Source organism: Nostoc sp. (assembly GCF_036919815.1).
In the GTDB taxonomy this organism is placed as follows: domain Bacteria; phylum Cyanobacteriota; class Cyanobacteriia; order Cyanobacteriales; family Nostocaceae; genus Nostoc.
In genome coordinates this window covers 1-20,921 of sequence record NZ_JBALCE010000128.1, presented here as the reverse complement: position 1 = coordinate 20,921, position 20,921 = coordinate 1, and the positions used below count along the sequence as shown (strand labels likewise).

Below are 20,921 nucleotides of genomic sequence, written 5' to 3'. Positions count from 1 at the left end.
CTGTGATTGAGCGTTATACTTTGCCGGAAATGGCTAATCTGTGGAGTGAAGCCTATAAACTAAAAACTTGGCTGGAAGTCGAAATTGCTGTTTGTGAGGCTCAAGCTGAACTGGGTTATATTCCATCTCAGGCGGTTGAGGAAATTAAGGCTAAGGCAGATTTTGACATCGATAGGGTGCTAGAAATTGAGGCTGTAGTCCGCCACGATGTGATTGCTTTCTTGACAAATGTCAACGAATATGTTGGTGATGCCGGACGCTATATTCATCTGGGTTTAACTAGTTCGGATGTTTTGGATACAGCTTTAGCATTGCAATTGGTTGCCAGCCTGGATATATTATTGCAACGTCTGGAAGATTTGATTCAGGTAATTCGCCAAAAAGCAGGGGAACATCGTCATACAGTGATGGCTGGCCGATCGCATGGTATTCACGCTGAACCGATTACTTTTGGTTTCAAACTAGCTGGTTGGTTAGCAGAAGTGTTGCGACACCAAGAACGTCTAAATATACTCCGGCAAACGATCGCTGTGGGTAAGATTTCTGGTGCGGTGGGAACCTATGCCAATGTTGAACCGCGTATAGAAGCGATCGCTTGCCAAAAACTCGGACTCAAACCTGATACAGCCTCAACACAAGTTATTTCCCGCGATCGCCACGCCGATTACGTGCAACAATTAGCTTTGGTAGCGGCATCCATCGAACGTTTTGCTGTAGAAATTCGCAACCTGCAAAAAACAGACGTTCTGGAAGTAGAAGAATTCTTCGCCAAAGGTCAAAAAGGTTCCTCAGCAATGCCACACAAGCGCAATCCCATCCGTTCCGAACGGCTGACAGGAATGGCGCGACTCGTCAGAAGTCATGCGGGTGCAGCCTTGGAAAACGTTGCTCTCTGGCATGAAAGGGATATTTCCCATAGTTCTGTAGAACGGGTAATTTTGCCAGATGCTTGCACTTTGACGCATTTTATGTTAATAGAAATAACCGACTTGGTGAAAAACCTGTTGGTCTATCCTGAGAACATGAAACGAAATCTCAACTGTTATGGCGGTGTTGTGTTCAGCCAACAAGTGCTACTGGCTTTAATAGACAAGGGAAGCAACCGAGAAGAAGCTTATGCGATCGTTCAAGAAAGCGCTCACGCCGCTTGGAACAAACCAGAAGGTAATTTCCAGGACTTAATTAGCAAAGACCCTCGCGTTACCCAAAAGTTGTCTCCAGCAGAACTAGAGGTCTGTTTCGACCCCCAGCAGCATCTGAGGCATTTAGAAGAAGTTTACCAAAGGTTGGGTATTTAAGATTAATTTGCTGGTAGTGAGCGCTTAAGCGCTTACTACTAAATTGTTATCCAAAAAATACGCAAACGCTTTGACGTTAATTTAACTAGCGTACAAGTACAAGCTTTTTTCAACCAACGAATTAAGGCTTTGTCCCTCTTTCTTTGCTTTAACTACAATTTTTTTGTGTAAATCAGGGTCGATTCTTACCATGAATTTACCTGAGAATGGCTTATCAGGCTCCTCCCCACGTTCTCTACAAAAATCTAAATAATCATCCACTGAATCAGAAAAAGCTTGCTTTAGTTCGGCTACGCTACTACCTTGAAAAGTAATCACGTCCCGAATATTAATTACTTCACCGTGCAAAATTTCTGCCTCAGCATCAAATTCTACAATTGCCTCATATCCTTTATATTTCATCATTTTCAGTTCCCGCTTCTGTCAAGAACCGACGCATCGACTTAACAGCACCTTTGTCAGTTTGTTTTCCGGGTGTGGTCTGTGAAATGTAGCTCTTATATCATTAAGAGCAAATCTAACTCTTGACCCTTTTCCAACTGAAACCTCTGCACCAAGAGCAATTAGTAAAGACTCTATATCGAACTCACGTTAAAATACCAAAAATCTTAAGTATTCTATTGCTGAAAATTGTGAGTTTGGTGCTGGATTTTTTGCCATATATGGGTAGTATAAATAACAAATATCTACTTATTTATTAGTGCTTCGAGTGCCTTAATGATTGAAATCTTAGCCACACTTTCAGCCTCTGCGGCAGCAGGAATGAGAATAGGTATACCTTTGCTAATTATTGGACTATTGCAGGGTAGTAACTTGTGGTCACAAGTTCCAATTTTATCTCACATTTCTCCACCAATCTTATTAGGCTGCCTCACCAGTTGGTCATTAATTGAATTATTAGTCTCAAAAAAGGTATGGGGGCAAAGATTGCTCCAACTGATTCAGTTATTCATGTCTCCCATCGTGGGCGCAATTATGGGGTTAGCAGTAGCTACGGCAACAGCAACGCCAAACTGGGTGATTGCCTTAATTGGGGGTTTGTTAGCTTTAGTACTCCAGCTAGTTCAAGTTGGTTGGTTCTATCGCTTACGTGGCTTACCGTTGTGGGCAGTCTTTCTTCAAGATACCTTATGTATTGCTTTAGTACTTTTCGCCTTTGATGCTCCCTGGCAAGGAGGATTAATTGCTTTAATACTGCTCTGGTTTGCACTTCGTAGCGCCAAGCAGTGGTATGACTGGTATTGGCAGAAAACTTAGGAGTAGAGACGCGATTAATCGCGTCTCTACTCCTAACTCCTTTCATTTACTGCAAAAGCCCAATCATGTGCAAGAAGCCGTGACCGGTAATCAGCTCGATGATTAAGGCAATGAAGCCCAGCATGGCAATCCGACCATTCCATACTTCAGCGCTAGTAGTCAGACCCCATTCCCAACGCTCTTGGGGGTACATTTTTACCATTTTTTTCATTTGGGCAGCTTGCGAAAGCTTGAAACTGGGCTTTTTCAGCGCATCAATTACTAAGTCTGCCAGTGCATTAATAAATACCGGATGGGTATTGGGAGCCGGAACACGACGGAAGTTGTGAATTCCTGATTCTTCCGCTATTTCCCGATACTCAATATCAATTTCTTGTAGTGTTTCAATATGCTCTGAGACAAAACTGATAGGCACGACAACTAAATCTTTCACACCTTCTGCGCCTAGTTTTTTCAGGGCATCCTCAGTATAGGGTTGGAGCCATTCTACTGGGCCGACGCGACTTTGGTAAGCTAAGGTGTGGACATTGGGTCGATTCAGGGTCTGCATAATCAGTGCAGTACATTCTTCAATTTCTTGCTGGTAGGGGTCGCCAGCCTCTTCAACGTAGCTTTTAGGAACGCCGTGAGCGCTGAAGAATATATGAACCTCATCTGGATTAGGAAACTGTTCGAGTTCCTGGGCTATGAGTTCCGCTATTGCTTGCAGGTAGCCTGGTTCTTTGTACCAGGAAGGAATGACGGTGTAATCAATGGGCTGAAGTTTTGGATCTTCTTGCCAAAGCTTTTCTAAAAGCCGGAAGCTGGAACCACTGGTACTGATAGAAAACTGGGGATAGAGTGGTAAAATTACCAGATGTTCTATATTATCTTGGGTGATCTGTGCGATCGCCTCTTCTGTATACGGATGCCAATAACGCATTCCTACGTAAATTTTAGCTTCTTGTCCCAAATAACCCAACTGTTCTTTGAGAGCTTGCCCTTGCGCTTCTGTGATCCGCCGCAGTGGGGAACCACCACCGATTTGCTTATAATTTGCTTGAGATGTTCTGGTTCGCCTTGAGGCAATAAACCAGGCTAGGGGCTTTTGCAACCAGCGAAACGGTAGGCGAATAATTTCCGGATCAGAAAACAGGTTGTACAAAAACGGCCCGACATCCTCTAGCTTATCAGGGCCACCGAGATTGAGTAATAAGACGCCTACACGACCCATAGCAGTTACTTTCCCCCAATCTTTTCAGGTTTTTTACTAATGTTAACAATATATCTTTATTAAATATAAAGCTTAATAGCAAGGAAATATGCAATGGCAACAATTTTAAGAGATTGGAGTTACCGCTATCAGTGGCTATATGATGGCATTTCTCGTTTAGCAGCCTTAAGTTTAGGTGGTGAAGCCCGTTTTCGGCAGCTTGCTTTGCAAGGCTTAACAATTCACTCAGATACTCAGGTGTTAGATTTATGTTGCGGCAGTGGTCAAACGACGCAATTTTTGGTAAAATTTTCACAAAATGTAACAGGATTGGACGCTTCACCCAAGTCTTTGCAACGGGCGCGGCTAAATGTACCATTAGCTTCTTATGTGGAAGCTTTTGCTGAAGAAATGCCATTTAGAGATAATCTGTTTGATGTCGTGCATACTAGCGTCGCACTACACGAGATGCAACCTCAGCAATTACGAAAAATTATTAATGAAGTTTATCGGGTGCTGAAGCCAGGAGGGGTGTTTACCCTGGTGGATTTTCACGCTCCTACGAATCCGATATTTTGGCCTGGAGTGTCAGTATTTTTGCTGTTATTTGAGACGGAAACAGCTTGGGAACTGTTGAAAACTGATTTGGCTAAGTTGTTATCTGAGACTGGATTTGAAGCGAGTGAGCTAACTTTATATGCTGGCGGTAGTTTGCAAGTGATACAGGCGAAGAAGTGAACAATATTGCTTTATTAATAGTAGGTAATATCCCCTGCTATTAATAAAGTATATGTGATTTTTATAGCGGTTCTCGGCCTTTGTGAGGTACAAGAACCCAACCCCCTAAGAGCAAGCGAGGAGGGGGCTATGATGTACCTCATCTGATTAATAAACGCTATATATTGAAATTAGCATGATGAAATTTTGAGGTTAATAAAAATGACACAGGAATTAATAGACCTCAGAACTTGTATCCAGGAAGGACGTTACGCAGATGCCTTGGTAATTGTAGATGAATTAGAGGGCATGAGTAAACAAGCTATTCTGCGGAATATTCAAGCTTATTTAAGGATTCTGCTGATTCATTTGATTAAGAACCAACTAGAGCAGCGATTAACAAATTCTTGGGTTGCTTCTATTCGTAATTCACTTATAGAAGTTAAGAAGCTCAATCTCAAAGACAATAAAAAATCTGATTATATTAATTTAAATGAATGGGATAGTTATATTGAAGATGAAATAGAAGCAGCAGTGCGTGATGCCAGTGTGGAAGTTTTGAATGGAATATATAATGAATTCCAATTGGCTGATCTGGTTGATAGAAACCAGATTATTCAGACTGTTTTGAAGTTGTTGGCGCTAACTTATTCTTATTCAGTTAAGGAGTTACCCGCAGTTGTGGCTGAAAATTTAATTCAGCTACCCGGTGGAGAAGATTGGAAAGTAGGTAGGCGGTAAAACAAATGACGCAAGAACTAATAGACCTCAAAAAAAGTATTTTGGAAGGACGTTATGCAGATGCCTTGGCAATTGTAGATGAACTAGAGGGAATGAGTAAAAAGGCAATTTTGCGTCAGATTAAATCGTTTTTAAGGATTCTACTGATTCATTTGATTAAAAATCAAGTAGAAAGACGATTAACAAATTTTTGGATGGCTTCTGTTCGCAACGCCATACGCGAAATTAAAGAAGTGAATTTAAAAGACAATAAAATATCTTACTATATCAATTTAAATGAATGGGAAAGTTTGATGGAGGAGGAAGTTATTGAAGATGCGATCGCAGATGCCAGCGATGAAGTAATGAATGGAGCATATAATCAATTTCAATTGGCTGAAATGATAGATATAAACCAGATTATTCAGACTGCTTTGAAGTTTTTGGCACTAACTTATTCTTATTCAGCTAAGGAGTTACCCACAGTTGTGGCTGAAAATTTAATTCAGTTACCCGGTGGAGAAGATTGGAAAGCAGGTAGGCGGTAAAACAAATGACGCAAGAACTAATAGACCTCAAAAAGAGTATTTTGGAAGGACGTTACGCAGATGCCTTGGTAATTGTAGATGAATTAGAGGGAATGAGTAAACAAGCTATTCTGCGAAATATCCAAGCTTATTTAAACATTCTGTTGATTCATTTGATTAAGAACCAAGTAGAACAACGATTAACTGGTTCGTGGGCGGCTTCTATTCGGAATTCAATTCGAGAAATTAAAAAGCTAAATATCAAAGACAATAAAACATCTTACTATATCAATTTAAATGAATGGGAAAGTTTGATGGAGGAGGAAGTTATTGAAGATGCGATCGCAGATGCCAGCGATGAAGTAATGAATGGAGCATATAATCAATTTCAATTGGCTGAAATGATAGATATAAACCAGATTATTCAGACTGCTTTGAAGTTTTTGGCACTAACTTATTCTTATTCAGCTAAGGAGTTACCCACAGTTGTGGCTGAAAATTTAATTCAGTTACCCGGTGGAGAAGATTGGAAAGCAGGTAGGCGGTAAAACAAATGACGCAAGAACTAATAGACCTCAAAAAGAGTATTTTGGAAGGACGTTACGCAGATGCCTTGGTAATTGTAGATGAATTAGAGGGAATGAGTAAACAAGCTATTCTGCGAAATATCCAAGCTTATTTAAACATTCTGTTGATTCATTTGATTAAGAACCAAGTAGAACAACGATTAACTGGTTCGTGGGCGGCTTCTATTCGGAATTCAATTCGAGAAATTAAAAAGCTAAATATCAAAGACAATAAAACATCTTACTATATCAATTTAAATGAATGGGAAAGTTTGATGGAGGAGGAAGTTATTGAAGATGCGATCGCAGATACCAGCTATGAAGTAATGAATGGCAAATTTACTCGCTCTCAGTTATCAGCGATGCTAGATAAAAGCCAGATTTTCACTACAGCTACTAGTTTACTGGCTTTAACATATACTTATTCGCCAAAGGAGTTACCAGCGATTATGGATGATTATCTCAGTCAATTAGCTGGTTGTGAAGATTAAACCTCTTGCTAAAATACTTGAACCGCCAGGGACTCAAGTGCCTGGCTAATAGCAAAAGTCCGTTTCAACGGACTACATCTGGCAATTTTAAGTTTCAATTCCTAATAGGGATTTTGATGAATTGCAATAAGCCTGGAGTACTTGTATTGCTAGTGTTGTCTCTGGTTTCAATCCCTGATAGGGATTTTGATCAATTGCAATGCCAATGATGCTAGAGGGAGGAGATGAAGCAGAGTAGTTTCAATCCCTGATAGGGATTTTGATCAATTGCAATTCAGCAATACTGTTGCTGGGGGGATTTTGCAATTGTTTCAATCCCTGATAGGGATTTTGATCAATTGCAATTGCAGATTGAGCAACGAGCGCATCATCAGTTTTGGTTTCAATCCCTGATAGGGATTTTGATCAATTGCAATTTTTGGGCTGCTGTGCATCTTTGAATCATTGCTTCGATGGAATCGCGTTTCAATCCCTGATAGGGATTTTGATCAATTGCAATGATAGCAAGAGCCACCTTTGCTGATACTACAGTTATGTACGTTTCAATCCCTGATAGGGATTTTGATCAATTGCAATTCATGCTGGCAGACGTTTCGTTTATTAATCGATGTTTCAATCCCTGATAGGGATTTTGATCAATTGCAATTAGTGATTATGGGCAGAAAGAGCTTAGATCCATGCGTTTCAATCCCTGATAGGGATTTTGATCAATTGCAATGATTTAGTTGTGGCGAGGGGAATTCCTTTTTCATTGTTTCAATCCCTGATAGGGATTTTGATCAATTGCAATATGGGTAAGCGATATACCGTCAATATCACACTAAGTAAAGGTTTCAATCCCTGATAGGGATTTTGATCAATTGCAATCTGTGGCTTGTAAAAAAAAAACAAGCCACCATTTTTAATTAGTTTCAATCCCTGATAGGGATTTTGATCAATTGCAATTTATGCTAATTATCCTCTCCCCAGAGGGGCATACCCGCCAGTTTCAATCCCTGATAGGGATTTTGATCAATTGCAATCTTTCCGCTTTTGGAGCGGGAGAATAGTTGCCCGTTTCAATCCCTGATAGGGATTTTGATCAATTGCAATGAATCCTGCGCCACGAACTTATTGAGCGCCGATGGGTTTCAATCCCTGATAGGGATTTTGATCAATTGCAATACATCAGCATATAAAGTAAAATAGCGAACCCTTTTGTTTCAATCCCTGATAGGGATTTTGATCAATTGCAATATTGCTGCTAAAATTTTAAGTCTTTATGGAGAAACCAAGCGTTAGTTTCAATCCCTGATAGGGATTTTGATCAATTGCAATTTAAAGAATTTGGCTTCTACCCTGAGAATTTTCAGGTTTCAATCCCTGATAGGGATTTTGATCAATTGCAATATTCTACATGGTGGTAATTATCAGCCCATACAGTCGTTTCAATCCCTGATAGGGATTTTGATCAATTGCAATAGTTGGATTTAGAAGAGGAAGATATCAGCAAAGAGTTTCAATCCCTGATAGGGATTTTGATCAATTGCAATTGGGCGATCGCTTTTTGTTCGTCTTCACTATCAAGTTTCAATCCCTGATAGGGATTTTGATCAATTGCAATATGATGATTCTACAGTTTACACCTGTGGGTACATGTTTCAATCCCTGATAGGGATTTTGATCAATTGCAATGGCGGGAGCCTGAAAGGCAAGCTGTATTTAGTTTTCAAGGTGCGGTTGCGCGATTCAAGAGCAATAATAGCATTAGAGAATTCGTTTGGCAAGAGTGCTAGAAAAATTTAAAAGCTAAAACCCTATTTTGATAAGCATTTCAGAGATTGCGCGGATGAGAATTGGGCGATCGCTGGGTGAAACCCTTGCTGGGGTTGAGATAGAAGCACTTTTTTTCGGCTGTGGAATTTGTACACCTACCTTTCCGCGCATTTGACCATACAGAAACCTAACTATAAGGAAACTCAGCACAGAAAATTGTTTAGTCCTGTGGCTTTTCTTTGCCAATACGTCCGACTTTTCCCTGACAACAGCCACAGACAAAGAACGCTTGGACAGCAAAGGAAGCTAATATTACAGTAAACTGATTCATCAATTGTAGTATTTGTTGTCCAAGTACTGTACGGATAACCAACAATAAAGTTTTTGCCAATTCTAAGGTAGAGATGATGAAAGAAATAACACGCCGCAAATTTATCGCAACAACCACCCTGGCAACGGGTTTTGCCCTAGCAGTGCAACCCATTTCTGCCGGAGTCATCACCACCAATGCTAAGGGGTTGGTAGCTGGTGCGGTGAAAATTCCCGTCAAAGATGGCGAAATTCCTGCCTATCGAGCAGCACCTGCCACTGGTAGCAATTTCCCAATTGTTCTGGTGATCCAAGAAATCTTTGGTGTACACGAACATATTCAGGATATCACTCGTCGCTTTGCCCAGTTGGGGTATTTAGCGATCGCACCCGAATTATTTGTGCGTCAAGGCGATGTCTCAAAATTAAGCAGCATAGACGAAATTCGCCCAATTGTCGCTAAAGTGCCAGATGCCCAGGTGCTATCCGATCTCGATGCCACGGTACACTGGGCGGTGAAATCAGCTAAAGGTAATGCCAATAAATTGGCGATTACAGGCTTCTGCTGGGGCGGCCGGATTACCTGGCTATATGCAGCACATAATCCCCAGGTGAAGGCTGGTGTGGCTTGGTACGGGCGACTTGTGGGCGATGCTACCAAACTAACGCCCAAGTATCCGGTTGATATTGCATCAAAACTGACAGTCCCTATTCTCGGACTCTACGGCGGTAAGGATACGAGTATTCCCCTCGATACAGTAGAGCAGATGCGCGATCGCTTAAAATCCAGCAGCAGCAAATCTGAAATTATTGTCTATCCCGATGCATCCCACGCTTTTTTTGCCGATTATCGCCCCTCCTACCGCGAGAAAGAAGCCAAAGAAGGTTGGAAACGTCTTTTGGCTTGGTTTAAGCAAAATGGTGTTTAAAAAATTAGCTACTCGCAAAAGTTTTCGGTCTATGAACTGTGACGTTCAAAAAAGTTCCAAATTGCTTCACTGGCGTTCAGCCCCAGCTTGGCATTGAATTTGTTTAGGCTCTCGTCAGTTGAGGAACCACCAGGCCAGAAATGTCCACCGTTTACTACCGCCAGTTGCCAGACTTCTGAGTTGCCATTACAACCTGTGTAGAGAGCGGTTTTCACTTTATCTTTAGAAAACTTCGGAGATTCTTTTGATGAGGTACATTGATCGTGCGATCGCCAAAAATTTACCATGTCTGAGATAGAAACCAGCGCTCCTCGTTGAGTGTGGTCATTACCTTCATAAAGTACATCGCGATCGTTTGTACCGTTGAGCATTAATATTGATACGGAAGTTTTCGGCTGGCAATTAGGTTTGAGTCTAACTGGAAGCGAACCAGCTACTGATGCAAAACCAGCAATTTTATTAGGTAACTTACAAGCCAGTGCTTGGGTAAGTATGCCACCTCTAGAAAAACCGGTGGCATAAACTTTATGACTATCAATATTGATTTGCTGCTGAAGATGATCAATCAAAGCACTGACAAACAAAACATCATCTACCCTTCCTTGAACGTTACCTCTAAGACTCCATTTTTGGTCAATTCCATCTGGATAAACAACAATAAATCCTTTTTGTTCTGCTAATTCATTGAAGCGAGTCACATTACTGATAGACCGACCATTACCATCATCTCCATGAAACACTAAAACTAACGGCATCGGGCGGTCTGGATTATAAGATTTTGGAGTGTAAAAATAGTAAGTACGTAACTTTCCTTGGTCATGTAATTCTCCATAATTATCACCACTCAGGATTTTTTCTTTAACTATACTTTTTTCTTCAGCCTGAATTGAATTGCAGGCTGTCACTAAAGTCATTCCCAGTAGAAATATCAGAAGTTTTTTAAAAAGCCGAGAATTTTGATATATATTCATGTCAATTAAATTGACTTATGTCAGATAATTTTATTTCCTTTCCAATTCTTATTTAAACCTCATCTAAGTTGAGAAGCGTAGTTTTGCCCTCACCCTAAATCCCTCTCCCATATCTGGGAGAGGGTCTTTGAAATTCTGGCTCCCCGAATCCCAGATATGGGAGAAGGGGTTGGGGGATGAGGGCAAATCCTTTTCATCACCGAAGAAAGAACTACAGATTTCAAGATAGACGCGGTTTAGCAACAAATTTTTACCTACCTAATAGAAGCTAACAACTTAAGTAGGGTTGTTAGCCTCTATTTATATCTTAAACTCTTACATTTACATAACGAGCAGGAACTCGAACCTTAACCCACCTGTTACCGCGTCGGACTTTTTCCCAATGTGCAGGAATTAACTTTCGTTGAAATCGGGCAACAACAGTTTTATGCACAATACCAGCTTGATGAACATTGGGTCTGATAATGATTTCTGCTGCCGATGCCTGTGACGGCAAGGAGGAAATTGCAAATGGGAGAGCAAGTAATGTACCTAATAGAATACGTTTCATCTTCAAATCTCCATCAATTAATTTACTTGAGTTTTCTACAGCATTTATCAATAATTTGTGAACACATATTCTTACCTATTAGCTTTACAGGAAGTTTTATTTGTTACACAACTCCATTTATTCGCTGTATTGCTCTCAGTTTAAAATACTAAATTAAAAGATACAGTGGAATAAAGTCACAATTTAAGTATGACTTTAGTCACATTTTAGACATCCCAAATATAAAAAAGCCTCCCATTGCGGGAGGCTCAAAAGTTAGCGGAGACAGCTTGTTAAACTACAATGTACGTACACCCAGCGCTCCTCCTAATGCCGAGAAAATCGCCGAGACGGATGCTGTGGCAAACAACCACCACGCTGCTGTAGCTGCGGCTTTGCGGGTTTCTTCCGCTTGGCGTTGTGCTTGACGCTTCACGTCTTCTAGGCGGCGTTGGGCTTCTTGCTGTATGCGTTCTGCACGTTGCAATACTGTGTTGCGTGCCCGTTCAATTTGGTCGATAATCCGGTTGGCATCTGCCTCAGAGATATCCTCACGAGAACTCATAATTGCCACTAGGGTATCACGGTCAAAAGAGGACAGGCGATCGCGCAGGGCATCAAACCCTGCCTGGGGATCGTCAAAAAATGTGCGAACATCGCGCTTGATACTATCATAGTTGAGTTCCGGGCGATCCAGGGCGTTGAGATAGTTGCGAATGCGGCCGAAAACTCCGTCAATTGCATCTTGAATCCCTCGTTGGATGTTCCGCACTTGTTCTACAAATTGCTCCCTTACGGATACCATGTTATCGGCAATCCGTGCTGCTTCTTCATCAGAAATATCTTCCCGAATTTTCAGCAGGGCGATGATCGTAGAACGGTCAAAATGGGAAAGGCGATCGCTAAAAGTTTCTACCCCGGCTCGCGGATCATGCAACAGTAGTTGTAAGTCGCGCTTTATACCTTCAGGGTTAAGTTCTTCTTTGCCCGTTTGCCGCAGATACTCTTCCACATAACCTTTGAATGTTTCCATTCTTTGCTGTGTACGGGTAGCTAGGCGACGAGGCGCACGCACAAAGTTGCGAATCGAAGTTTGCGTGGAATCAATGATTTGATTGACTTGTTCTTCACTCAAGTCTTGGCGTTGACTGAGCAACTTTACGAGTGTATCTCGGTCTACCTGCGACAACCGACGGCGCAGTGCGACAGCTCCCTCTTTGGGATTTTCAAACAATCTGGTCAAATCTCGCCCAATACCTTCTGGGTTGAGTTCTTGTTTACCAGTATTCCGCAGATAATCTGCGATCGTGGTGGTAACTGAGTCGTATTGATCTTTGGCTTTATCCACTACAGCTTGGGGCGTGTGGCGGATATTATGCCATGACTCTTCAGCAGAACTGATGATTTGATTAACTTGATCTTCACTCAAATCTTGCCGTTGACTCAACAATTGTACCAAGGTATCGCGGTCAAAGCGAGACAAACGCGCGCGAATTGAGCTAATTCCAGCTTGGGGATCTTCCAGTAACTTTTTGAACTCCGCGCGGATGGCATCAGGATTCAGTTCGGCTTTTCCGGTGTTACGCAGATATGATTCTACATTTAGCCACAGGGTTTCTGCTTGATATTGTGCCTGCTCTGCTAATCCTTTGGATTCTACCAAGACGCGATCGCGCTGTTTTTCCAACTCATCAAGAATGCTGTCTACTTCATATAGCTGGACATCATTACGTTGCAGCAATATCTCCCGAATTTCCTGACGTTCCAGGTGCGCCAGCCGCAATGTCAGGGTTTCATCATCTGCATCTGAGTCTTGCAACAGTGGTTTGAAATTTTGCTCAATGCCTTCGGGAGTCAAATCTGCTTTCGGGGTAACGAGCAGATAACTTTCGACTGCACGTTGCAAGTCTTGGACTATCTCTGTTTCTTCGACAACTTTCACTGTCGCCAGCACATCTTGGCGGACAGCTTCTAACTGATCTGCAATGCGGTGAATTTGGGTTTGGGTAAGCAGTCCCCGTTGTTGCAGGATGTTGACAAAATCGTTGCGGGATAGTCGCTCTATTTCTCTCTTGACTATTCCGGGGTCAGCTGCTGGATCGTAAATGACATCACGAAATTCCTGAGCGATTTTTTCTGGGCTTAGTTGCCAAGCATAAGTGTTGTGCAGATAGTTTTCGACATCAGCGCGAATTGGGCTATAGGGTTGTGCTGGTGTTGGCAACCCTAGCTTATCTGCTTGTTGGGTGACTTTTTCTTTGGCAGTGGTGAGGCTACCCAAGATTTTTTCCACATCCAAATCAGGCAAATCGGCGCGTCCCAACACCATGCTGGTTAAGGCAGCTAGTCCTTGTTGGACTGTACTTTGAATTGCCCCTGGAGCCGCCTTTTGCTCACCTTCTTTGGAATTACGTGTTTCTGTTACTAAGCGATCAAGCTTGGCGTTGAGTTCATCTGTTTTAGCTTGTCCGGCTGGGAGTGATTTCAGATAATCCATTAACTCACCCATACGGTCTTCCGTGGGTGGTTGCTGACTGACCACTTGCTGCCAAACTTTATACAACGTATCAGCAATTCGGCTAACGTCTTTTTTGGAAAGATCGGTGCGACTGCTGACTAACTCAATGAACTTTTCCCGGTCGATGTTGCGAATATCTGGAGTTCCTGCGATCGCTTTTAATTGCGGATCGTTGAGTAAATTTTCAAAATCGCTCCGAATTTTCGACACATCTAGTTCTGGAGGACGTACCTTATCTAGGTAATCCTCTATATTCTCCCGGATACTCGTAGGGTCGATGGCGCTTCCTAGCTCCCGACGGATAGCGGCGGCGGCGGCTTCAGCCGTTGCTACCACTTGGTTATTTACAGCTTTTGCGCCCAGTGCGGCGGTGGCTGTCCCCATAATCGCCTGAAACCCGGAAGTTGCCGTATTGACGACTGAGCCAATTAAGGAACCTACGGTGGTAGAACTTACCCAAACGAGGATTAAGAAGTAAGCACCCCAAATCACCAAGCCGAGAATTGCTCCCAATGCTGGATCTAAGATTACAAGGCTCAATTTTACCGCGAGGAAAGAAGCGATTAATAAGGCGATCGCTACAGTTACTACTGTCCAAATCCCTACTGCTGTACCAATTTTGCGAATAGTACCGCCTAAACTTCCCACTTCCCCACTATTATCTGAATCCGAGTCAGATGAGTGCCCCAGGTAGGAAATACCGGCTGCTAGGGAGAGATTAGTTAGAACTAATTGGAAAGCAAAGGCTAAGATCACACCGGAGATTAAAGCCACAAAAAAGCGTGGACCGGAAGTGATAACCGATGCCTGTGCTGGCGTGACGTTTGAGCCATCTCCTTGAATCTGTGCTATCCACAATAGTGATTTGTAGAGTCCCACCATGATTTCCGTACTTTGGAACATTGTATTTCCTTGTTCTAAGTTTAAATTTAGGGAATTAAGAATTTCTTGAGAAGCAACTCTTAGTATGTATTTATGTCTGTACCTATGGCAATACCTAACTCTGTTAGCTCAGAATCGTAGAATTTACCTGTTTAAAGCATCTCTCCCAAGGTTGAAAACCGTATCCAGCCAAAGATATAACTTTTCTATCTAACGCGGAAAATATTTCTGAGCAGATGAAAAACTTGGCTAATTATTGGCTGCTACGTTTTAATTTTTAATTACTTAAGTCACAACTAGGACTTACCCAAAATATCTCTCAAACTCTGATTTCTCTGTGTCCTCTGCGCCTGGAGTGGTTCGTTATTCCGTAGACTTGTGCGTAAGTCCTAACAACTATTTATTTTGCAAAAATTGCAGTTTAATCACGATAACTTTACATTTATTTATAATTAGATTTTTATCACCCTCTCAGGGTGGATTTGTCAGCAGCAAGGCGTTGTTGATTATCCTCCGTAAGAAGTGCCTGTAGTTTATGCCTACAGACAGAAAGGATCTGAGTTGTAGATAGCTACATTAAACTTAACAAACAAATCGTTGAGGACAAAAAAAATGGCAGTTCCAGAAACTCGCCCTTCTAGTGGTTTACCACCTGTTGCAACCGAATACAACGGCGTAGATCGCAATGCATTTTTGTTTGGCTGGACTCCCCAAGCCGAAATTTGGAATGGTCGCTTGGCAGCTATTGGCTTTCTCGCCTATTTACTTTGGGATTTAGCTGGTTATAGCGTTCTGCGTGACGTTTTACATCTGATTGGCTATTAGAAATTTAACACCTGAAAACCTATTAGATTTTGGAGGGAAAAAATGGCAAATCAAGAAACTCGCCCTTCTACTGATTTACCACCTGTTGCAACGGAATACAACGGTGTAGATCGGAATGCATTTTTGTTTGGCTGGACTCCCCAAACCGAAATTTGGAATGGTCGCTTGGCAGCTATTGGCTTTCTCGCCTATTTACTTTGGGATTTAGCTGGTTATAGCGTTGTTCGTGACGTGCTACACATCATTAAATATTAGCAATAGCTAAGGAGTTAGGATGAGCCACTGCGTTGCAGGGGTTCCTCCCTTGTAACAGCTGGTGTTGATCAGTTTGAACATACTATTAATTAAAAATTCAAAACTGATAATTCTTAACTCCTGATTAATCTCGGTTTTGGTAGGCGAAACCAAAATCGAGTTTTCCATTACTGTTGCCGATGTAAGAGACTGGTGTAAAAATAAAAATATTCGAGCCTATGGCTAATGGAGCTAGCTCTATTCAGCCTTATTAACTTTATCTAAAGATATTTTAAGGACTTCCTGCCAGGATTCTAATTGCTTAATACCTATTAGGTTTATTTAGTAGCGAAAAAAAGCCACCTAGTTATAGGTGACTCATCTATGATCAAAATTACTGAAATTCTGAACAGCGATTATTCATCAATACAACTAGGAATGCCCAAAACAGCACAGGGGAAATTAGAACCTAATGCTTCAATCATCGGATGATTGACAGATGTGCATCCTAGAAACAAAATATCGGCAGCTTCTGATTCAACAACTTTCTTAAGTTCTGTGGCAATGCAGCCAAACCGCAAATGAGATTTGAAAGAACCCTGCCATTCTTCAGCTAGACTTCGGGCTTGCCAGAGAATTATATCTGCTTGTTGCAGGGGAGTTACCACTGTCTGCAATTTGGGTTGAGTTAATACCAGTGTAACAGACTTTGATACTTCACTGATTTGACACTCCAATGAAGGCTGTTTTTCTGGAAAGCTCAAGATATTTGGATACTGACTGCTTTGATTATCTTGTACCACATAAACGGGTTGAACTGTGACTTGGGCATTAGTGGCTAAACGCGTTTGATGAGCAATCCAAAAGGCAATATCTAGTGCCGTATGACTGTTAGGAGATGCGTCATAGGCAACAATCAAGTTAACGGCTTTTTCTGTTTGAGGTTTTTTAGAAAAAGGTTTTTTTGGTTCTGGCAGCAGTACCATTTGTTCAATTAAGTCATCTCGTCCTGTGGCACTTTGCAGACGTGCTAACATTGGCTTAATTTGCACAGCTTTACTTCTCCTTATGAAATGAATTACTCATGAGAAGCAGGGGGAGAAATTTGAGATTTTGGGACTTCGGCTACGCTCAGTGGAACGATTTTGGATTTTAGATTGAGTGACGATAACCAAAATCTCAAATCTGAAATAAGTCAAGGAAACCCCAATAATAACTGTATTACAGCCAAAGGCTTGGGGGTTCCTTCCATTGCCTACGGAGTTAGCTGACGGGCTAAGACTGGAAGGTGTCTCTCTCTTAGGAGTGCTGAGTTGTGAGTGCTGAGTTAAAGATTAATAGATTCCTAACTCCTAACTCTTAACTCCTCACTTTCTATGAGATACGCCCCACAATATGGTTCCTCCGCTTCAAATTCAGCTTTCATGAATTTAAATTAGGCTACCCACTAGAAAAAATGATAATCTAAATTTAGTCGTCTTGGGCAAAATATCGATCAAGGGAATTCAGTGCGTGGTTGCGGAGTTAAAAATACTCTTTTAAGTTTCGCATGGCGGCGCAAACCTCTTCCAGAGCAGTTTCGCTAACGTGTGGATGCTCAAAAGAAACTTCTAATACCTCTCCTATATTAGCATCTGGGCTATTGGTCATCAAGACGATGCGATGGGCATATAAATTGCTTCATCTACATTGTGGGTAATCATCATCGCTGGTTGACGATTATTTTCCCAAATATCCAATACTTGGTGCTGCAATTTGCCACAAGTTAGCGCATCTAGTGCCCCAAAAGATTCATCCATCAGTAACATTTTGGGACGAATTGCTAAAGCTCTGGCAATACCTACTCCTTGTTTCATACCTCCAGAAATTTCATCAGGATATTTGTCAGCCGCCGCCGTCAAGTTTACCATTGCCAAGTGTTGATTTACAATGCTGATTTCTTCAGCCGTATTGGCATTTTTTAACACTTCATCCACGGCTAAACGGATATTTTATTGCACTGTTAAGTAAGGTAACAGCGAATAGTTATAAAAAAATATCCGCCAAACTTGCAGACCAAATGATTATTGTAATTCCTCGTTCAGATGAAAACTATATTATACTTTTTTGTAAATTTTATATACGGATAGTTAATTAAGTAAAAGAAAATATAAAATCTATTTCTTTTGGTAGATTAATTAAATCGCTAATTTTGCAAAAAAAACCCCTGCACTCGGTAAACTAATTGCATATAGTAGTGAAGTTTACTCATCGATCTCCTCGCTGAATTTAAGATAATGGATTTTAGTCAAGTACTGGCTGAAAAAGCGGACACCATCCTTGATAAATGGATTACAGCAGTTCGCAAGGATAGACGGATTGAAAGTGCTGATGACTTATCTTATACAGCCGTAAAGGATCACATCCCTGATGTTTTGAAAGCAATGGTAACGGTGCTTTCAAAATCTCAGGATAATGATATTCAGTCGATAGTTACTGCGAGTTTTCAGCATGGAGCTATTCGAGCCGAACAAGGGTTTGAGCCAATCGAAATAGCTAGAGAATATCATTTGTTACGAACATTAATATTTGATGCTATACAAGTAGATTTATTGAGTGGAACACCTGTAGAGATAATTCGTTCTATGCGTTTGATTGACGCTATCATAGATGAAGCGATCGCTCGATGTTTTAAAAGTTATGTTGAAGAGCGGTTGCGAGAATTACAGCAGTTGCAGTCAGTAGTTACGCTCCATAATGAGGAACTTACGCGCTTAGTTACCGCAAATCAAGAGTATCTTTCTCACTTAGCCCATGAATTTAAACAACCTCTAACTTCTATTATTGGTTACTCGGATCTGTTTTTACGCCAACAACGGCGAAGGACTCAGGTGAAAGACACTTCTGCCAATTTAGAACACATTGAGCGCGTGTTACGGAATGGTAGACAATTACTGCACCTAATTAATAATGTACTAGAATTCTCGCGGGATGATCCAGGCCAGATAAAATTCCAACTAAGGCCTACCGATGTATGTGAATTAATTAATAATGTATGTGAAATGTTGGAACCTTTAGCTGCTGAGAAAAATTTAAAAATCGTAGTAGATTGCGATGGCTTCGCCAACGCCAAAGGCGAACGCGCTCCTAAAGAATTAATCACAGATTCTTTTAAATTCCAACAGATTGTTACAAATCTTATTAGTAATGCGATTCGCTATACAGAGTCGGGGACTATTATTATAAGGTGTAAGGTGTTGGAGAATCAGAGATGGGCGATCGCAGTTTCTGACACTGGAATTGGCATTGCACCAGAAAACCAAGCCCAGATATTTGAACCCTACTTTCGCGTAAGTTCTAGCGATCGTTCCTATCTTCCTGATAGTACTGGATTGGGGTTAGCGATCGTCTCGCGGTTAGTAAAACTATTGCAAGGTCAAATTAACCTCGTCTCTGAGGTAGGGGTTGGTTCTACTTTTACGGTAATTTTGCCCTTAGAAGTGAAGATTTGAAAAGTTTATAGTATTTTTTTAAAACTGATGAAACAGCATATCTTGTATGTTAATAGTCAAAGTGTCGCGCTAACCGATATCCCGCCCAGAACTGAAGTTCGGGGCTAATAGCTAAAGCCCACTTAAGGGGACTGAAATTTTGTATTTCACAGAGTCTAGCTATCTGCATCGTTTTTGCAGTAAGACGTGAGATAAAAATCATCTCTACAAGAAACCTTATTTTTTCAAATTATCTAACGCATCCTCAGCAGCAGCTTTTTCTGCATCTTTTTTATTGCGTCCCTCACCCGTTCCAAATGCTTCTTCGTGTCCATCCACAAATACGTCAGATTGGTACTTTGGCGCGTGAGATTCACCACCTATTTGTCTTGTATTATATATCGGTGGAGTAGTGATACCTCTGCTTTGCACCCATTCCTGAAAGCGATTTTTTGAATCTACATTAGAGCGAGACACAACAATATTCTCAGGTACAGAATTAAAGAACTGTTGTACAAAATGACGAACTGGTTCAATATCGAACTTTTTATCCTCATAATAAGCACCAATGATTGCTTCAAAGGTACTGCTAAGTAAATTAGGATTTTGACGGCCTCCATCTCGAATAGCACCATTCCCTAGTCGCATCTTGGAATTTAGTCCTAAATCCTCAGCAAACTTTGCCAATTGTTTCTCATCGACCAATGCAGAACGACGACGAGTTAATTCATCTTCTCCCTTTTCTCGGTGTTTATTATAGAGATATTCGCCACTTAAAAAATTAAGTAAAGCATCACCGAGAAACTCTAGGCGTTCATTATGCTTACTTGTGGGATGTTCGTTAACATAAGAACGGTGAGTAAGCGCTTGAACTAGAAGTGTTGAATCAGCGAATTTTGGAAGTTCGGACATTTTTATGTTTCCAATTGTTAGAGGAATTAATTACCCTAAGTTTACATAGCATTTGATTATTTTCTCTTCAATAGGTTACGGTTTACTTTGCGCGATCGCACTATATAAAATACCTAAAATTTTCTTAATATCCTTAATATAATACTCACTCAAATCAATCGAAACTACATTGCCTTCAAGTTTGAGAAATTGCCAAATAGTACCGATAGTAACAGCACCATATATAGCTTTGATTTGATTTCCACCTCTCTCGTTAAATAACTGAGCAGCTACCATTTCGGCAATACATTGCGCTAAACCAGACCTTAAATTCTCATTTTTGCTTTCTACTAAGACAATCACCGGACTACGTACAAGCAACTGCTCTGAAGAAAGACTCAAAATAAAATCACAAAAGCCATTTAATCCTCGTTGGCTATCAACAGTAAAATCAACTCCAGAAAAAAAGCTGATTTCATAATTAAATTTGCGTCTGATTTCTAACAAAATTGGACTAATTATCATTTCACTTCGAGCTTTTTCTGTACTTATCGCTACTGCTAAATCAACATTTTCCTTAAGAATACTAGATAATAAATCACTACATTCTTGCTCCTGTATATTTGCAAATAGTCCAGATGATTCGTGAATAACTAAACCAAAAGAATCAATAACTTCAATAAGTTTGAAATCACTATAAGTCATAAAAATTACTCTTTGCTTGGTCTTAGCTCGACTTTATCCCAAATTAATAACTTGGATCTCTGGTATCGGCAAAACCCTAGCTTTTTGGCAAAAACTTTTTCCATATCACTGATTTTAGGTGAAAACTAAAAAGTA

The 20,921-nt window shown here is 41.0% G+C and carries 20 protein-coding genes, 2 pseudogenes, 1 CRISPR repeat array and 1 riboswitch; of the genes and pseudogenes, 12 read left to right on the top strand and 10 right to left on the bottom strand.

All coding sequences use genetic code 11. The annotated features are described in order from the left end of the window. The first annotated feature begins 2 nt into the window (after positions 1 to 2). Positions 3 to 1,298 (top strand): adenylosuccinate lyase, encoded by a 1,296-nt coding sequence (gene purB, locus V7K15_RS29150; RefSeq protein WP_334911373.1) that lies wholly within the window; start codon positions 3 to 5, stop codon positions 1,296 to 1,298. An 81-nt stretch (positions 1,299 to 1,379) separates the two neighbouring features. Here the strand turns inward: purB and V7K15_RS29145 are convergent, their stop codons facing one another. Next, entirely contained in the window at positions 1,380 to 1,703 is a 324-nt protein-coding gene (locus tag V7K15_RS29145) for a type II toxin-antitoxin system HicB family antitoxin (protein WP_334911371.1), read from the bottom strand. Further along, positions 1,690 to 1,880: pseudogene (locus V7K15_RS29140) on the bottom strand (type II toxin-antitoxin system HicA family toxin); the annotation flags it as partial. The gene V7K15_RS29145 and the pseudogene V7K15_RS29140, both read right to left, overlap by 14 nt. 135 nt (positions 1,881 to 2,015) lie before the next feature. On the opposite strand from V7K15_RS29140, the gene V7K15_RS29135 reads away from it, so the two are divergent. Next, entirely contained in the window at positions 2,016 to 2,555 is a 540-nt protein-coding gene (locus V7K15_RS29135) for a DUF4126 domain-containing protein (RefSeq protein WP_334911369.1), read from the top strand. A 46-nt stretch (positions 2,556 to 2,601) separates the two neighbouring features. Here V7K15_RS29135 and hemH read toward each other — a convergent pair whose 3' ends face one another. Continuing rightward, entirely contained in the window at positions 2,602 to 3,768 is a 1,167-nt protein-coding gene (gene hemH / locus V7K15_RS29130; protein ID WP_334911367.1) for a ferrochelatase, read from the bottom strand. Between the two features lie 93 nt (positions 3,769 to 3,861). On the opposite strand from hemH, the gene V7K15_RS29125 reads away from it, so the two are divergent. From V7K15_RS29125 to V7K15_RS29095, 7 genes are all read left to right on the top strand, one after another. Beyond that, a complete protein-coding gene (locus V7K15_RS29125) occupies positions 3,862 to 4,485 on the top strand; it encodes a class I SAM-dependent methyltransferase (RefSeq protein ID WP_334911365.1) in 624 nt (207 codons plus the stop codon). Between the two features lie 201 nt (positions 4,486 to 4,686). Next, positions 4,687 to 5,205, top strand: a complete 519-nt coding sequence (locus V7K15_RS29120; RefSeq protein ID WP_334911363.1) for a DUF29 family protein — start codon at positions 4,687 to 4,689, stop codon at positions 5,203 to 5,205. A gap of 5 nt (positions 5,206 to 5,210) precedes the next feature. Beyond that, positions 5,211 to 5,732 carry a DUF29 family protein gene (locus tag V7K15_RS29115; protein WP_334911361.1) on the top strand — a complete coding sequence of 174 codons (522 nt, stop codon included), beginning with the start codon at positions 5,211 to 5,213 and terminating at the stop codon, positions 5,730 to 5,732. Between the two features lie 5 nt (positions 5,733 to 5,737). Further along, positions 5,738 to 6,259: a DUF29 family protein gene (locus tag V7K15_RS29110; RefSeq protein ID WP_334911359.1), complete on the top strand. Its 522-nt coding sequence runs from the start codon at positions 5,738 to 5,740 to the stop codon at positions 6,257 to 6,259. Positions 6,260 to 6,264: 5 nt separating this feature from the next. After that, positions 6,265 to 6,768, top strand: a complete 504-nt coding sequence (locus V7K15_RS29105) for a DUF29 family protein (RefSeq protein ID WP_334911357.1) — start codon at positions 6,265 to 6,267, stop codon at positions 6,766 to 6,768. 91 nt (positions 6,769 to 6,859) lie between these two features. Further along, a CRISPR array of direct repeats spans positions 6,860 to 8,442; the repeat unit is 37 nt; unit sequence GTTTCAATCCCTGATAGGGATTTTGATCAATTGCAAT. Positions 8,443 to 8,569: 127 nt separating this feature from the next. After that, a complete protein-coding gene (locus V7K15_RS29100; RefSeq protein WP_334911355.1) occupies positions 8,570 to 8,698 on the top strand; it encodes a hypothetical protein in 129 nt (42 codons plus the stop codon). Positions 8,699 to 8,930: 232 nt separating this feature from the next. Further along, the gene (locus tag V7K15_RS29095) at positions 8,931 to 9,761 is read left to right on the top strand and encodes a dienelactone hydrolase family protein (protein WP_334911491.1); all 831 of its coding nucleotides are present in this window, start codon (positions 8,931 to 8,933) and stop codon (positions 9,759 to 9,761) included. 29 nt (positions 9,762 to 9,790) lie between these two features. Here V7K15_RS29095 and V7K15_RS29090 read toward each other — a convergent pair whose 3' ends face one another. From V7K15_RS29090 to V7K15_RS29080, 3 genes are all read right to left on the bottom strand, one after another. Then, positions 9,791 to 10,666, bottom strand: coding sequence for an extracellular catalytic domain type 1 short-chain-length polyhydroxyalkanoate depolymerase (locus V7K15_RS29090; RefSeq protein ID WP_334911353.1), 876 nt, complete (start codon positions 10,664 to 10,666; stop codon positions 9,791 to 9,793). A gap of 373 nt (positions 10,667 to 11,039) precedes the next feature. Continuing rightward, a complete protein-coding gene (locus V7K15_RS29085; protein ID WP_334911351.1) occupies positions 11,040 to 11,282 on the bottom strand; it encodes a hypothetical protein in 243 nt (80 codons plus the stop codon). A 277-nt stretch (positions 11,283 to 11,559) separates the two neighbouring features. After that, positions 11,560 to 14,682: an MFS transporter gene (locus tag V7K15_RS29080; RefSeq protein WP_334911349.1), complete on the bottom strand. Its 3,123-nt coding sequence runs from the start codon at positions 14,680 to 14,682 to the stop codon at positions 11,560 to 11,562. Positions 14,683 to 15,273: 591 nt separating this feature from the next. On the opposite strand from V7K15_RS29080, the gene V7K15_RS29075 reads away from it, so the two are divergent. Together V7K15_RS29075 and V7K15_RS29070 are read left to right on the top strand one after the other, a co-directional pair. Continuing rightward, the gene (locus V7K15_RS29075; protein WP_292790205.1) at positions 15,274 to 15,486 is read left to right on the top strand and encodes a high light inducible protein; all 213 of its coding nucleotides are present in this window, start codon (positions 15,274 to 15,276) and stop codon (positions 15,484 to 15,486) included. Between the two features lie 42 nt (positions 15,487 to 15,528). Continuing rightward, positions 15,529 to 15,741 carry a high light inducible protein gene (locus tag V7K15_RS29070; RefSeq protein WP_292790206.1) on the top strand — a complete coding sequence of 71 codons (213 nt, stop codon included), beginning with the start codon at positions 15,529 to 15,531 and terminating at the stop codon, positions 15,739 to 15,741. A 395-nt stretch (positions 15,742 to 16,136) separates the two neighbouring features. Here the strand turns inward: V7K15_RS29070 and V7K15_RS29065 are convergent, their stop codons facing one another. Both V7K15_RS29065 and V7K15_RS29060 read right to left on the bottom strand, forming a co-directional pair. Continuing rightward, positions 16,137 to 16,757: a universal stress protein gene (locus V7K15_RS29065; RefSeq protein ID WP_334911487.1), complete on the bottom strand. Its 621-nt coding sequence runs from the start codon at positions 16,755 to 16,757 to the stop codon at positions 16,137 to 16,139. A gap of 200 nt (positions 16,758 to 16,957) precedes the next feature. Continuing rightward, positions 16,958 to 17,151, bottom strand: a riboswitch (cyclic di-AMP (ydaO/yuaA leader). A 93-nt stretch (positions 17,152 to 17,244) separates the two neighbouring features. Beyond that, a pseudogene (locus tag V7K15_RS29060) lies at positions 17,245 to 17,753 on the bottom strand (ATP-binding cassette domain-containing protein); the annotation flags it as partial. Positions 17,754 to 17,996: 243 nt separating this feature from the next. On the opposite strand from V7K15_RS29060, the gene V7K15_RS29055 reads away from it, so the two are divergent. Next, entirely contained in the window at positions 17,997 to 19,211 is a 1,215-nt protein-coding gene (locus V7K15_RS29055) for a sensor histidine kinase (protein ID WP_334911347.1), read from the top strand. Positions 19,212 to 19,427: 216 nt separating this feature from the next. Here V7K15_RS29055 and rnc read toward each other — a convergent pair whose 3' ends face one another. Both rnc and V7K15_RS29045 read right to left on the bottom strand, forming a co-directional pair. Next, positions 19,428 to 20,102 (bottom strand): ribonuclease III, encoded by a 675-nt coding sequence (gene rnc, locus V7K15_RS29050; protein ID WP_334911345.1) that lies wholly within the window; start codon positions 20,100 to 20,102, stop codon positions 19,428 to 19,430. 75 nt (positions 20,103 to 20,177) lie between these two features. Further along, positions 20,178 to 20,786 (bottom strand): hypothetical protein, encoded by a 609-nt coding sequence (locus V7K15_RS29045; RefSeq protein ID WP_334911344.1) that lies wholly within the window; start codon positions 20,784 to 20,786, stop codon positions 20,178 to 20,180. Positions 20,787 to 20,921: the final 135 nt, after the last annotated feature.